General features: G+C 31.3%; 15 protein-coding genes. 4 read left to right on the plus strand and 11 right to left on the minus strand.

Annotation, left to right across the window (positions count from 1 at the left end):
* Nucleotides 1–19 precede the first annotated feature (19 nt).
* Both merA and hypR read right to left on the minus strand, forming a co-directional pair.
* The gene (merA, locus tag ACP3TL_RS10680) at nucleotides 20–1,342 is read right to left on the minus strand and encodes a hypothiocyanous acid reductase MerA (protein ID WP_069832230.1); all 1,323 of its coding nucleotides are present in this window, start codon (nucleotides 1,340–1,342) and stop codon (nucleotides 20–22) included.
* Nucleotides 1,329–1,763 carry a redox-sensitive transcriptional regulator HypR gene (gene hypR, locus ACP3TL_RS10685; RefSeq protein WP_069832231.1) on the minus strand — a complete coding sequence of 145 codons (435 nt, stop codon included), beginning with the start codon at nucleotides 1,761–1,763 and terminating at the stop codon, nucleotides 1,329–1,331. The genes merA and hypR overlap by 14 nt, the downstream gene beginning before the upstream one ends.
* A gap of 109 nt (nucleotides 1,764–1,872) precedes the next feature.
* Between hypR and iolG the strand changes: the two genes are divergently transcribed.
* Nucleotides 1,873–2,751, plus strand: coding sequence for an inositol 2-dehydrogenase (gene iolG, locus ACP3TL_RS10690; RefSeq protein ID WP_069832232.1), 879 nt, complete (start codon nucleotides 1,873–1,875; stop codon nucleotides 2,749–2,751).
* 154 nt (nucleotides 2,752–2,905) lie between these two features.
* On the opposite strand, the gene ACP3TL_RS10695 is transcribed toward iolG, so the two are convergent.
* Nucleotides 2,906–3,145, minus strand: coding sequence for a hypothetical protein (locus ACP3TL_RS10695; protein WP_069832233.1), 240 nt, complete (start codon nucleotides 3,143–3,145; stop codon nucleotides 2,906–2,908).
* Nucleotides 3,146–3,288: 143 nt separating this feature from the next.
* Here ACP3TL_RS10695 and ACP3TL_RS10700 point away from each other — a divergent pair, with 143 nt between their 5' ends.
* Nucleotides 3,289–3,492, plus strand: coding sequence for a hypothetical protein (locus ACP3TL_RS10700; protein WP_069832234.1), 204 nt, complete (start codon nucleotides 3,289–3,291; stop codon nucleotides 3,490–3,492).
* Nucleotides 3,493–3,645: 153 nt separating this feature from the next.
* On the opposite strand, the gene ACP3TL_RS10705 is transcribed toward ACP3TL_RS10700, so the two are convergent.
* Nucleotides 3,646–4,947 carry a peptidoglycan recognition protein family protein gene (locus tag ACP3TL_RS10705; protein ID WP_069832235.1) on the minus strand — a complete coding sequence of 434 codons (1,302 nt, stop codon included), beginning with the start codon at nucleotides 4,945–4,947 and terminating at the stop codon, nucleotides 3,646–3,648.
* A gap of 217 nt (nucleotides 4,948–5,164) precedes the next feature.
* A complete protein-coding gene (locus ACP3TL_RS10710) occupies nucleotides 5,165–5,353 on the minus strand; it encodes a hypothetical protein (RefSeq protein WP_069826482.1) in 189 nt (62 codons plus the stop codon).
* 447 nt (nucleotides 5,354–5,800) lie between these two features.
* Here ACP3TL_RS10710 and ACP3TL_RS10715 point away from each other — a divergent pair, with 447 nt between their 5' ends.
* Nucleotides 5,801–6,862, plus strand: a complete 1,062-nt coding sequence (locus ACP3TL_RS10715) for a type I restriction endonuclease (RefSeq protein ID WP_069832236.1) — start codon at nucleotides 5,801–5,803, stop codon at nucleotides 6,860–6,862.
* Nucleotides 6,863–6,941: 79 nt separating this feature from the next.
* Here the strand turns inward: ACP3TL_RS10715 and rpsR are convergent, their stop codons facing one another.
* From rpsR to rpsF, 3 genes are read right to left on the minus strand one after another with little or no spacing between them, the layout of a single operon-like run.
* Nucleotides 6,942–7,184 carry a 30S ribosomal protein S18 gene (gene rpsR, locus ACP3TL_RS10720; RefSeq protein ID WP_002506086.1) on the minus strand — a complete coding sequence of 81 codons (243 nt, stop codon included), beginning with the start codon at nucleotides 7,182–7,184 and terminating at the stop codon, nucleotides 6,942–6,944.
* Nucleotides 7,185–7,235: 51 nt separating this feature from the next.
* Nucleotides 7,236–7,775, minus strand: a complete 540-nt coding sequence (ssb, locus tag ACP3TL_RS10725) for a single-stranded DNA-binding protein (RefSeq protein WP_069816640.1) — start codon at nucleotides 7,773–7,775, stop codon at nucleotides 7,236–7,238.
* Between the two features lie 19 nt (nucleotides 7,776–7,794).
* Entirely contained in the window at nucleotides 7,795–8,100 is a 306-nt protein-coding gene (gene rpsF / locus ACP3TL_RS10730) for a 30S ribosomal protein S6 (RefSeq protein WP_069826483.1), read from the minus strand.
* Nucleotides 8,101–8,504: 404 nt separating this feature from the next.
* Here rpsF and ACP3TL_RS10735 point away from each other — a divergent pair, with 404 nt between their 5' ends.
* Nucleotides 8,505–9,299, plus strand: coding sequence for a GH25 family lysozyme (locus ACP3TL_RS10735; RefSeq protein ID WP_069832237.1), 795 nt, complete (start codon nucleotides 8,505–8,507; stop codon nucleotides 9,297–9,299).
* A 1,016-nt stretch (nucleotides 9,300–10,315) separates the two neighbouring features.
* Here ACP3TL_RS10735 and ychF read toward each other — a convergent pair.
* From ychF to ACP3TL_RS10750, 3 genes are read right to left on the minus strand one after another with little or no spacing between them, the layout of a single operon-like run.
* Entirely contained in the window at nucleotides 10,316–11,413 is a 1,098-nt protein-coding gene (gene ychF / locus ACP3TL_RS10740; RefSeq protein WP_069832238.1) for a redox-regulated ATPase YchF, read from the minus strand.
* Nucleotides 11,413–11,628: a DUF951 domain-containing protein gene (locus ACP3TL_RS10745; protein WP_002506091.1), complete on the minus strand. Its 216-nt coding sequence runs from the start codon at nucleotides 11,626–11,628 to the stop codon at nucleotides 11,413–11,415. The genes ychF and ACP3TL_RS10745 overlap by 1 nt, the downstream gene beginning before the upstream one ends.
* Before the next feature lie 21 nt (nucleotides 11,629–11,649).
* Nucleotides 11,650–12,534, minus strand: coding sequence for a mechanosensitive ion channel family protein (locus ACP3TL_RS10750; RefSeq protein ID WP_069832239.1), 885 nt, complete (start codon nucleotides 12,532–12,534; stop codon nucleotides 11,650–11,652).
* Between the last annotated feature and the right edge of the window lie 1,287 nt (nucleotides 12,535–13,821).

Genomic DNA, 13,821 nt, shown 5'->3' on the forward strand with positions numbered 1-13,821 from the left:
TTTTTAAATTTCTACACTCTTACATATCGAATAAATCATTAAATGATTCAACCATCGTTGGATGTGTATAGATATTATCTTTCAACACCTTATAATTTAATTTCTGATCTATTGCTAATTTTATTAGATTGATAATTTCTTCTGCTTCTAAGCCGTATAATGTTGCTCCAAGTATTGTTTCCGTATCTTTATTCACTACTACTTTAAACAAACCTCTTGGATCATTATTCACTTTATGTCTAGGGATAGCGTTAACTGGAAGTGCGTTTTCTATTACATTATAGCCTTGATTTTTAGCTTCATCAGCAGTCAAACCTACACGCGCCATTGGTGGATCAATAAATACTGTATAAGGTACAGCGCCTCTATTTTCAGTAGAACGCACTCCTGTTCCAAAGAGTTGGTCTTTTACAATTCTAAAGTCATCTAAAGAAATATATGTGAATTGCATGCCACCTTTAACATCACCGATTGCATAAACATGTGGCGCATCCGTTTGGAGGTATTCATTGACCTTAATCTCTCCATGCTCACCTAGTGTTACATCTGTATTGTCTAAATCTAAATTCACATTAGGCTTACGACCAGTCGCTAATAGAACTGCATCCGCTTCATAATCTCCATTAGACGTATGCACAATAGTTCCAGAGTCAGCATCTTCAAAGCCCTCTGTATTCATATTGTATATGATATTTACACCTTTGTTAGCTAAAACTTTTTTAACTTCTGTAACAATGTCCTTATCTTCTTTAGTCATAATATCATTGCCACGTTCAAGTACGGTCACTTGTGTGCCAAAGTTAGCAAACATAGAAGCAAATTCTAAAGCAATATATCCACCACCAATGATGACTAATTGTTTAGGTTGAAAATCCAAACTCATTATCCCAGCTGAATCGTATAAATGTTGAGAACTTTCAACGCCTGTGATTGGCGGAATCACTGACATTGCACCCGTATTAATAACGACATCTTCCGCATGCAATGTTTCCACTATCTCATCATTGTCATTGAATAAGTTCACTTCATTGTTAGATTTGAATTTCGCAGTATAATCCAACACTTCAATATTGTTATCATCTGCAAGATTATGATAATTTTTATTGTTTAATGCATCTACTACATCTTTTTTTCTAGAAAATGCTTTGTTAAAATCATTATGAGTTAGACCTTCGTGAACAAGCGTTTTTGAAGGGATACAGCCAACATTGATACAAGTCCCACCATACATCGCTTTAGATTTCTCTACGACTGCTACTTTTTTACCTTGTGCTGAAGCAAACTTCGCTAATGTTTTACCACCTTTACCAAATCCTATAATCACTAAATCAAATTGTCTCATGAATATCCTCCTTCAATACATCGTCTAATATATCAGTAATCTTGACGCTTTTATAATAATTAATTAATATATCATTTTCTTTTTGCTGAAACTTAGACATCGTGGTTCCTATTTCCCTGGAAATCTCACAATCGCTACCTTTATCACCTGTAAATATACGTCCATCTGACCTTTCTTCATTAAATAATTCAAACAAGTCTGCCAGATTAACATCCTTGGTCAGTTCATTAGCTTGATAACCACCATATTTCCCTCTACTAGCATCTAGGTAATGTTGATCATTTAACTTTCTCGTCACCCTGCGTATTTGCACTGGGTTAATACATATCCGTTCTGATAATGACCCACTACTATAACGCACATCTGGATGCTTAACTAGAAATGTTAGCAGATGTACTGCTATATTAAACTCTAAATTCATTTACATCACCTTTAATTGTAACTTTTATAATTACATTAAAACATGTCTTGAAATTTCTCGAAAGTTTTTTGCTTATATTATTTATATTCCCTAATTACATTGCGACAAAATGGATGCTTGGATTAAAGAATGCAGTATCGAGAACAAAACAAAAAACCATATGGATATAATCAATGATTCAGAAGTAGAAGCTATTATAATTTGTTCTCCAACTGATACTCATGTGGATATTATTAAATCAGCATGTGCCGCAGGAAAACATATATTTTGTGAAAAACCCATTAGTTTATCTATAAAAGAATCCGAAGAAGCATTAGACGCTGTTAAGAAGTCTAAGGTTAAATTGCAAATGGGCTTTAATAGACGTTTTGATAATAACTTCAAGCAACTACAACAAAGCATTACAAATGGTGATTTAGGCGAAATACAAACCTTAAGGATTACTTCAAGAGACCCGGAACCCCCACCAATTGACTATATTAAGAGATCAGGTGGCTTATTTATGGATATGTCTATTCACGATTTCGATATGGCACGCTATTTAATGCAATCTGAAATAACAGAAGTATCTGCTGTAGGCGGTGCGTTAGTTAATCCTGAAATTAGTCAATATGATGACATTGACACTGCAATTATTACACTTAAATTTGAAAATGGTGCACTAGCTGTAATCGAAAACTGTAGAAGAAGCGTTTATGGGTATGACCAAAGAATTGAAGTGCTTGGAGAAAACGGACTAATTACAGTTGATAATGCACAGGCATCTACTTTAACATTCCACAAAGCTACAGGCATCTCAACTGAAAATCCCCCCTATTTCTTCTTAGAGAGATATTCAGAAGCATATAAAATTGAAATGGATCAATTTTTAGATGCAATTGTTAACGATACAGAGGTACCATGTAGCATTGAAGATGGCTACAATGCACAAAAAATTGCAATAAAATGCAAAGAGTCATTAGATGAGCAACAAGCAAAAGCATTATAAAGATTAAATCCTTTAAATCAAAATATTATTTGAGCAATTTTAAAAGAAGTATTCTCAGTAAAAAATGAGAATACTTCTTTTTTAATAATATCGGTTAAATTAAATTGATTCATTGAATAACAAGCATTTACTTATACTTTGAAACTTAACTTCATTATTTTATTTTTTTCAAAAGAAAGGATGCTAAAGCACTGATAATTGTCACCCAAAATAAGATACCACATACGATAGCGTTGCTCCCGCTTATTGTGATTCCCGCATTAAAATTTCCGTTAGGATCACTTTCTATGTAAAAATTAATCCCAAATACAAATAGCAAGGTAATAAAAGATAATATACCAACTACATCAAACAATAATTTAACATAAGGATACTTAATATTTTCAGCTATCATGTGACCACTCCTTACTTTAGTTTTATTCACTGTCCTAAATTAAAAAGCTACTACAGTTATATTCAATTTTAATATATCATAAAAAATTAATTGTGATATTATATTACTTAAATGTTTTTTAATTTTTTTATGAGTCTTTTACTATGGAGTTAATAGTTGCCATCATAGTTGGTTTACTTATAGGATTTTATTATCATAAAAAAAAGAAGTATTTGACTGTAAAAGATTGGTTTTTTGGCTTATTCGTTATACTAATAGCTGTAATTATAACTAGTGGTTTTATGCACATAGATGATTTAGTAGCAGGTTTTCAAGATGGTATAAAAGAAGACGTAGACCTAAAATAAATTTGTACCTAAAACTACCTAAGGAAACAACACGGGTCGAAAACTACAGGATAAGTACAGCTCCTACTCAAGTGAGTCTAAAAATATAAAATAGCTGTTAGATATCGCAAAGATACCTAACAGCTATTTTTTAATTAACTGAACGTTACATGCCTATTTTATTTTTAAGATTTGTCCTGTTTTAATGCTATTTGAGTCTAGATTATTATCAGATTTGATTTTACTTACTGTTGTATCTTGTTTCTTAGCGATACTATACAATGTATCACCTTTTTCAACAGTATATGTTTTAACTAAGTAGAGTGTTTGCCCTTTACTGATATTATTCGTTTCAAGATTATTCCATTTTTTGAGATCTTCAATACTCACTTTGCTTCTTTTAGAAATATTATATAAAGTGTCACCTTCGACTACTTTATGTGTATCACCTGAAATACTGTCATCGTTACTATCAGGGTCCGTCAATTTCAATGTTTGACCGATGGATAATGTATTATCGTTTAAGTCATTCCATTTTTTAATATTATCAATTGTTACGCCACTTCTCTTAGATATACTATACAATGTATCGCCTTTAACTACTTTATAAGTAGAACCTGTAATGGCATCGTCATCTTCGCCGCCTAATTCTTTATAGTGTTTCTGAACTAAACTATAAAATTGATTCATGTTATAGCCCCATTGGTTAAAATAACCTACAGGATCAGTATGGTTTGTCCCGCCCCAGTATTGACTAACTGCATTATGACTAATAATTGTTCCAGTTCCTTGATTGTTATCTGCAAGTGAAGGTTGTAGTCCGTTTTGTTTTAGCATTTTAGCAGTTAAATAAGCTTGGTTGTTCACAGATTTAGCAAAACCATCAAACGTGTTAGATCTTGTTAATTCTATTTGATAAAAATATGGGTTAGCATTCGCTCCGGCGCCCCATGCTAAATAGTCGCTTGGTGCTGTTTGTATAATTTTGTCACTACCTGCGTATGCGTGAACAAAGGCATTATTGTAGTTATTATACATGTAATTTACTTCACCATCGATTGTACTATTAGGGTTTGCAGTTTCGTGAATAACGACACCGATGAATTTCCCTGATTTATAATTATATTTTGGTAAATTATTCATACGAGAATCTTGCACTATTTCTGCAGGTTGTATGTTGTTATTGTCTATATATGTATTAACGTCTTGGTACGCTCTATTTGCAAATGTACTCATTTCTACTGAATTATGTTCTGCAACTTTATCATGTAGCTTCAAATCCCCTGGTGTTAACTGATCTTTCAAGGCCTGTGGACTCATTTTTTGTGCTTTTTCAAAATCTATTGCCTTACTTGTATTTTCATTTTTAGTTTCTTCTGTACTCTTATTAGAATTATCTTCTTGTGCGGTTGCAACTGTACTACTTAACAATAAACTCGTTGCTAATACTAATGACAAACTAATCCTGTACTTCATAAAAAACATCTCCCATTTCAAATTTTTAAAAACACGACACTATATAAACATCCATTCCTTGCACAACACCTTATTGTCTCATCTTATAATATTATAAGATTATTTACAAAACATAGTTTTATTTTATGCTATTATTTTAAATATTTTTATATAAGCATAATTATTATTTTTATTTTTGCACAAAAAAGCTACTACCTCAAAAGGCAGTAGCTCATATTCAAATATCCATAACCACACTAGATAAAATAGCAACCAATGCGACTACAAGTACCAATACTAAAAGTGAATCAATTCGTTTTTGGTTACGTTCATTCATAGGTTTTTTAAATTCTTTTAATGCGAAAAATCCTGTAATTAATACAATGACTAAACACAATAAATGAAATACCAACGCTAATACTTCCATTATCATCACTCCAAACTTGAAATAATTAAGTTTGTTGCTTTAAATCTTCTTCTTTTATTTAGACTTTTCATGTACAAAGCCTTCCCGATTCGATATGTTAAGATTTATATTTCACAGTTACAAAAAACAAAGATTAATTTATATTCTTTTTATTCAATTACCCCTTTTTCGACGATTAGAAACAAATATCAATCGTTCATCCAGCATATGTAATAATATTTTTATAAAGTATGCCTTTTCTTTTACCTTCTCAAAACAATTATTTCTATTTTAGAATACAAGCAACATATAAAGTTAATTAATAATCATTCCTATAAAATTGATTTGAGTGTATAATTAAATTATAAGTATCATATTTCTATCAAGTGTATTTTTGTTTTATTGTATAAAATAAGGAGTTTACCAACCTATATTTAGGTAGCTCACAATTTTTTAGGAGATGGTTAAATGAAAGAGTTCACTCAAAAGATAGAAGATCTTCAAAAAAGAGTTTCTAATTTAAAAGATAATATTAAAACTGAAGAAGCTACTAAGAATGCTTTAATTTTACCCTTTTTTCAGTTACTAGGTTATGATGTTTTTAATCCAATGGAATTCACACCTGAATTTATAGCTGATGTCGGTATTAAAAAAGGCGAAAAAGTTGATTATGCAATTATAACTGATGACTCTCCCTCTATATTAATAGAATGCAAATCTATTAATGAAAAATTGAATAACCATGATTCGCAGTTATTCAGATATTTCGGTACTAGTACTTCTAAATTCGGAATTTTAACAAATGGGATTGAATATAGGTTTTACACTGATTTAGAAATCCCAAATAAAATGGATACCAAGCCTTTTTTAGTAGTAAATATTGAAAAATTGAAAGAAAATAGTATTAAAGAACTATTTAAATTTAAGAAGGAAAATTTTGATATTGATAATATCTCAAGTTCTGCTTATGAGCTTAAATATATGAATTTAATTAAATCATTTTTCGAAAAACAATTAGAAGAACCTAAAGAAGATTTTGTTAAATATTTATTAACTGAAGTGTATGACGGTGTTAAAACAAAAACAATTATTGATAAGTTTACTCCAACTGTAAAAAATACTTTGAATATATTTATCAATGAAAAAGTAACTGATCGCTTAAATGCAGCATTAAATTCTAGTTCTTCTAATAAAATTACAATTGAAGAAAACGAAGAAGAAGAAATCAAACCTATTAAAAAAGATGATATTATAACAACACAAGAAGAGCTCGAATCATATTCAATGACTAAAGTAATTGCTTCAGAAATTACAGACGCTGAGCGTATTTTTTTTAGAGATAATAGAAGTTACTTCAATATACTGTTAGATAATAATATAAGAAAATGGATTATGAGAATTTATATAACTAACACTAAATCAGAATTTGTTTTAAATGATGATGATAAAACAATTATAAAATTTGATAAACCTTTAGATATTCTAAAGTACAAAGAATCCATTGTAAAAGTTGTTGAAAAATTTTTATAGAATTACTTAAAATTCATTATAAAACCACAAAAATAACCCCGTAAGCCTAAGCTTACGGGGTTTTCAGATACAATATCTATTATTGTTCTTCTTTAACATATGGTAATAATGCCATATGACGAGAACGTTTAATAGCTAATGTCAACATACGTTGATATTTAGCTGAAGTACCTGTTACACGACGTGGTAAAATTTTACCGCGTTCTGAGATAAAACGTTTTAATAAGTCTGTGTCTTTATAGTCGATGTGTGTAATTCCGTTTGCTGTGAAATAACAAACTTTTTTACGACGACGTCCGCCTCTTCTTGGTCCACCTGCCATGGTAACTGCCTCCCTTTTTATGATATTTTCTTATTTATATACGCTATATAATTAGAATGGTAAGTCATCATCACTAATATCAATTGGCCCGTTTGCATTTGCAAATGGATTATCCGATTGGTTATTGTTGTTTGATGAATTGTTGTTATTATTATTATTGTTGTTTTGGTTTTGGTTATTGTTTTGATAAGATGACGTATTTTGACCTGATTGTTGTCCGCCAAAGTTTTGGAAATTGTTATTTCCTTCTTGGGCATGACGTTGATTTTGATTTTTAGGTTCAAGGAATTGAACACTATCACAAACCACTTCAGTTACAAAAATACGACGTCCTTCTTGGTTTTCGTAGCTACGTGATTGAATGCGACCGTCAACGCCAGCTAAACTACCTTTGAATAAGTAGTTATTCACATTATCTGCTTGTTTTCTAAAAACAACACAGTTAATGAAATCTGCTTCGCGTTCCCCTTGCGCATTTGTAAACGTACGGTTTACTGCTAGAGTAAAAGTCGCAACACTCACGCCTGAGGGTGTTGTTCTATATTCTGGATCTTTCGTTAAACGACCGACTAAAACAACTCTATTTATCATTTAAACGAACCCCCAATTATTATTTTTTAGTCTTATCTTCGTCTGCACGAATTACGATATAACGGATGATATCATCGTTGATTTTAGCTAAACGTTGGAATTCATCAGTAGCTTCATTGTTTTCAGCTTGGATACGTACTAAGTTGTAATAACCTTCACTGAAATCATTAATTTCATAAGCTAAACGACGTTTACCCCAATCTTTAACTTCTAAAGCCTCTGATCCGTTAGAAGATAAAATACCGTTGAAACGTTCAACAACAGCTTTTTTAGCATCTTCTTCAATGTTCGGACGAACGATGTACATAACTTCATATGTTCTCATTTATAATTGCACCTCCTTGTGGTCTATGCGGCTCATCATCATATGTGATAAGCAAGGAATAATTTTCATTACTCACAATCAAGAATTATAGCACAGCGCATTACATTTTACAATGGTTATTACACTGCTATAATCTAAAAATTATTAAAATGTTTCATATGAAACATGCTGTACAGTCACAATAAAATGCCTTTCAAAAGTTTCTTGCAAAACGCTTTATGCTGACATTCATTTTTTGAATTCTAAATAAAATTAATCTTAATAAAAAATTGATTACATAAAATATATGGTTGCTAAATCTTTTTAATTCTAATAGCATACAATCTGAGTTCGTTTTTTATAATTATAACCTTATTTAGCACCTAGCATTTTCAAAATATTAATTACATACAAAGGAGCATATTATGGTTTCAGTAATCAAAAAAGGTTTAGTCACTGCAAGTGTATTATTTGCATCAACGTTAGCAATGAACGCAGCACACGCCGCTGGAGATACATCAAACCAAAAAGGAACGATGGGGTATGGCTATCAACAATACATTGAGAAACATCCTGAAAAATCATCCAAACAAAGTTCAAATGAGATACAGTCTGAAGCAAGCACAACACAATCTGGCGAACGTGTTCTAGACATTTCAGAATGGCAAGGTGACTTAACAGAACAAGAAGTTATAGACCTTAAAGCTAATTACGACTTCATCATTATTCGTGCTCAATATGGTTCTGAAAAAGTGGATGCATCATTAGAACACAATTCAGCTTTATTAGACAAACACGGCTTGGACTTTGGCGTATATTCTTATAGTATGTATGAAAATCCTGAAGATGCACGCTACGAAGCGCAAACGTTATACAACCGTGCACCTAAAGCTAGCTTTTACATCAATGACTTTGAACAAGATACGGTCACTTCGGGTACTGCAGAAGAAAGTACATCTGCATGGTATGATGAAATGAAAAGTTTAGCTGGCAACAAGAAAGTATTATTCTATTCATATGAAAATTTCATGAAGGAACATGCTTCACAATCTGTCGGTGAATATGATGGTTATTGGATTGCCAATTACAATCCTGACCAACCCGCTAGTGAACACGTTTTATGGCAATATACTGATAGTTACGCATCTCCAGAATTAGACCAAAATGTCGATGCAAACTATACTGGTCCAGGTGTCGATACATCATGGTTTACATCTTAAATTTATATATTTTCAAAATATATTAGCTCATATATCGCAACGGTTTAAGTTGATTATATTAGGGTTATTTAAATAACGACAACGATTTGGGCCGCGACTCCTGACGCGTTAATAAAGCACTAGCCGAAGACTACAGGTTGAGACGGTGCCCGTGGAAAGCGTGCACAAATAAATGCCAACAAAGGCAAAGACTTTGTTAGCACTCAAGGACAATCTCTATTACAGGGATTGTCCTTTTTAAAATGTTAACATCGTATGCCATAATTTTATTGTAAGAAAAAAGGCCAAACAACACGATTGGTTGTCCGGCCTCTTATATATTTATATTCAACGTTATAAGTCGTTAAATATAAATGTATTTTGATTGGGTGTTAAAGAATCATAATCTTTAATTAGGGTACTTCTAGGTAATTTTATACTGGTAAGATGCTTGATACTAAGTCTAATACTGTTTGTAATAATTCGCCTAATATAGTAACGCCTCCTAATTCTAAACATCGAATGTTGTTATTCTAATTGTTTAATTTAAGTGACACTTAAAATATAAATGTTACACAAAATACCTCGTATTATTTAAGTAATGCTTTAAAAATTAGTTCGACAATATTTTCTATCATAATCGAGCCCCTCCCATCACATAAACCTACTCACTGTATTTTTACTATTCAACTTGATCAAGGATTAATCCAAGAATTTGTTCTACTAGATTTGCTAACATATGATGCACCCCCTTGAAGTGTCTAAATACAGACTAACATAAAATAATTTTCAATAAAATCATTTTGTAGAGGAAAATAATATTTTTACTAAAAGTTAACTTTAATTTTACATAACATAATTATTTAATGCAGAATTGAATTGATTGCATTTATATTCACTAAATAGTCCATCGCCCTGTCCTTTATTTTAAATTTATCTAATTGTGTAAAATTCCACATAAATTAGCATTATAGTTTTAGCTATAATAAAAAAGCCTTCTCATCACTATTCTGTAATGAGAAGGCTTCATGCTTATCTTACACATTAAATCTAAAGTGTACGACGTCGCCATCTTTCATAATATATTCTTTACCTTCTAAGCGCTGTTTCCCAGCATCTTTGGCACCATTTTCGCCATTGAATTCAACGTAATCATCGTAGCTTGTTACTTCGGCACGGATAAAACCACGCTCAAAGTCTGTATGAATAATACCCGCACACTGTGGCGCTGTCATACCAGAGATGAACGTCCATGCACGTACTTCTTGAACACCTGCAGTAAAGTAAGTTGCTAAACCAAGTAAGTCGTATGTTGTACGAATTAAACGATCTAAACCAGGCTCTTCAATACCTAAGTCTTCTAAGAACATTTCTCTATCTTCATCTTCAAGCGTTGCAATTTCTTCTTCGATCTTAGCGCTAATTACGATAACTTCTGAATCTTCTTTGGTCGCATACTCACGAATTAATTTAACTTTTTCATTATCTTCATCGCCAATTTCATCTTCGCCCACGTTAGCAATATATAACATTTCTTTAGAAGTTAATAACTGTGCTTGATTCACAAATTTTTGATCGTCGTCATTAAATTCAAGGCTACGAACAGGATTTCCTTCTTCTAATGCTTCCTTAATTCTTGCTAAAATGCGCGCTTCATTCACTGCATCTTTATCTTTTTGTTTCGCCATTTTTTCGGCTTTTGGCAAACGTTTTTCAACAGATTCTAAATCTGCCAATACTAATTCCATATTAATTACTTCGATATCATCAACTGGGTCTACGCGTCCTGAAACGTGTGTCACATTATCATCGTCAAATGCACGTACCACTTGGCAAATTGCATCTACTTCTCGAATATGTGATAAGAATTTATTACCAAGTCCTTCACCTTTAGAAGCCCCTTTAACGATTCCAGCGATATCTGTAAATTCAAATGTTGTTGGAATTGTTTTCTTTGGTTGTACCATTTCTGTTAATTTATCTAATCTTCTGTCTGGTACTTCTACGATACCTACGTTAGGATCGATTGTCGCGAAAGGGTAATTCGCTGCCAGTGCACCTGCTTTTGTGATTGCATTGAAAAGTGTAGACTTACCTACGTTGGGCAAACCAACTATACCTGCTGTTAAAGCCATTATTCATTCTCCTTATTTTCAGTATCTTGATGAGACACTAAGATTTTTTTTAGTTTTTTATTAAAAGTTTGTCTTGGGATCATAATACTTCTTTGACAGTTTTCACATTTTATTCGGATGTCTGCACCTACACGAATGATTTTAAAACAATTCGTGCCACATGCATGTTGTTTTTTCATCTCTACAATATCATTTAAACCGTAATTTGATGTCATTCTGTCACACCTCCGAACATCTTATGCATTATTTTGTTGATTCGCATCGTATTGTACCATCATAGGTTTCGGTATTTGAATTTCATGCTGTTTAAATACTTTTAAACTCTCTTTTCTTAAAATACGTGCACCTGAAAATCCTTCTCCAGGTATCGTTTCAGCAGAAATCCACAAAGTAATTTCATCTCTTGTAATGGAATTGATACCAACCACTTCTGGATTTGATATAAATAAGTAATATTTAGAACGCATTGTTTCAAAATGTTCGACTAATATCTCTTCTACTTTATCTATATCTTCTTCTACGGAAACTGGTATTTCTACCATTGACTCACCATTCGTTACTGAATAGTTTGTAATTTCACCCACACTACCATTAGGTAATGTTGTTAACTCACCTGTAATCGTATTAATTCGCATCGAACGCAAACCAATAGACTGTACTGTGCCTTCTGCAACGGTAGTACCACTACTATTGATTTTAACATAATCTCCAACATCAAATTGATTTTCAAAAATAATGAAGAAACCTGTGATAATATCTTTAACAATTGTTTGTGCGCCGAAACCAACTGCTAAACCAACAACACCAGCACTGGCAATAATGCCTCCAACGCTTATACCAAACTTACTTAAAATTGTAGTCAATACTATAAACCATACCACATATGCTACTACGTTTTGAACTAATGCTATTAAAGTTTTCGAACGTTTTTTATTCGCTTTTTTACCTCTATTTTGTATTTTAAAGAATTGTGCTATCGCTTTATTTATGAAACGTAGGACAATCCAAGCCACAATGATATAAACAAAAATCATAATAACATTCGATATCAACGTTTGATATGTCTCTGGCTTCGTTAACGGTTCAATTAACGAATAAAGGATGCTTTTAATTTGATCCAACTACACTTCCTCCTTAGTCATACTCTATACCATTCTATTATAAGCAATTTTTCTATGAAATAAATCCAACTTCAGCTTTAATTTCATAAGCTATTTTATAATTAAGCACTATCTGAGTATATCCTTACAAATACATAACTATTTTCTCTCATTAAAATAATTATAGACTTATATAGTTTATTAAAAATGTATCTAGAAGGATAGTTTTAAACCTTATTCTGTAATTAAGATTTAAAATGAGGTATTTAATGAAGCTTTATATCAATCATCACTAGATTAACGAAATTATTTCTACAAATAGACTAGTGCTGCAGTGATTGGAATTTTATTATTAATTTAACTTTTATGTATACCTTTAATCTTATTCTTAGACGTAAGATTGCCTAAATAACTTAAAAAATGGCAAAAGAAAAAGAACCATAATTAAAAATTATGATTCTTTAACACCCAATTTAAAATTATACTACCAAATACTCACAAAATTCAAGTGTTTGTTTAAATTTTTGGTATAAATTTTTAAACAAGTCACATTCACTACCTCTCAAATGTATGTAGCACTATTTAAATATATTAAAAATTAATCAACATCTTTTCATAATATTTAAAATACAACTAAATTTATATAAAATTACAATAAATTTAACATATTAACACTTACGCATTAAATTTAGACACTTGGGGAATTTCCACCAAATTTAAATGTATTTATTATAATATTCAGATAAAGGGGGTGCATACAATGTTAGCAACTCTAGTAGAACAAATTTTAAACTTAGTATTAGACCAAGTAGAATAGTAATTACAAGATAGCATTTATGAAGGAGGGCATTGAAATGATCGAAAACATCGTTGAACTCATCTTCAAATCACTTTTAAAATAATCCTCGTAAATTAGATTGAGACAATTTTACACTTTGTATAACGTCTTGAACTATGAGATTACATAACTTTTATAAGGAGGGGTATTATGCTAGGAGATATCGTACAAACAATTTTAGATTTAGTATCAAGTATTTTACCATTATAAGAACAAAACGTTAACGCTTAAGAACTCTAATTAAAGATTATGATTCTTTAACACCCAAATATATATATGACGATAGTCATTTTTAAGTAAACGGTTCTTCTGAATTCCTATAATTAACAAGCACTTACTGAGCCTTACATCGGTAAGTGCTTGTTTTGTCAAAAATACTTTAATTACAATATTAAAAAGCCTAATCAACTTCTATTCGGAAATTGATTAGGCTTTTTAAATACTAGGATTTAATTTTCATTAATAAATGT

It is taken from the genome of Staphylococcus caseorum (genome assembly GCF_049943195.1).
Taxonomy (GTDB): Bacteria; Bacillota; Bacilli; order Staphylococcales; family Staphylococcaceae; genus Staphylococcus; species Staphylococcus equorum_A.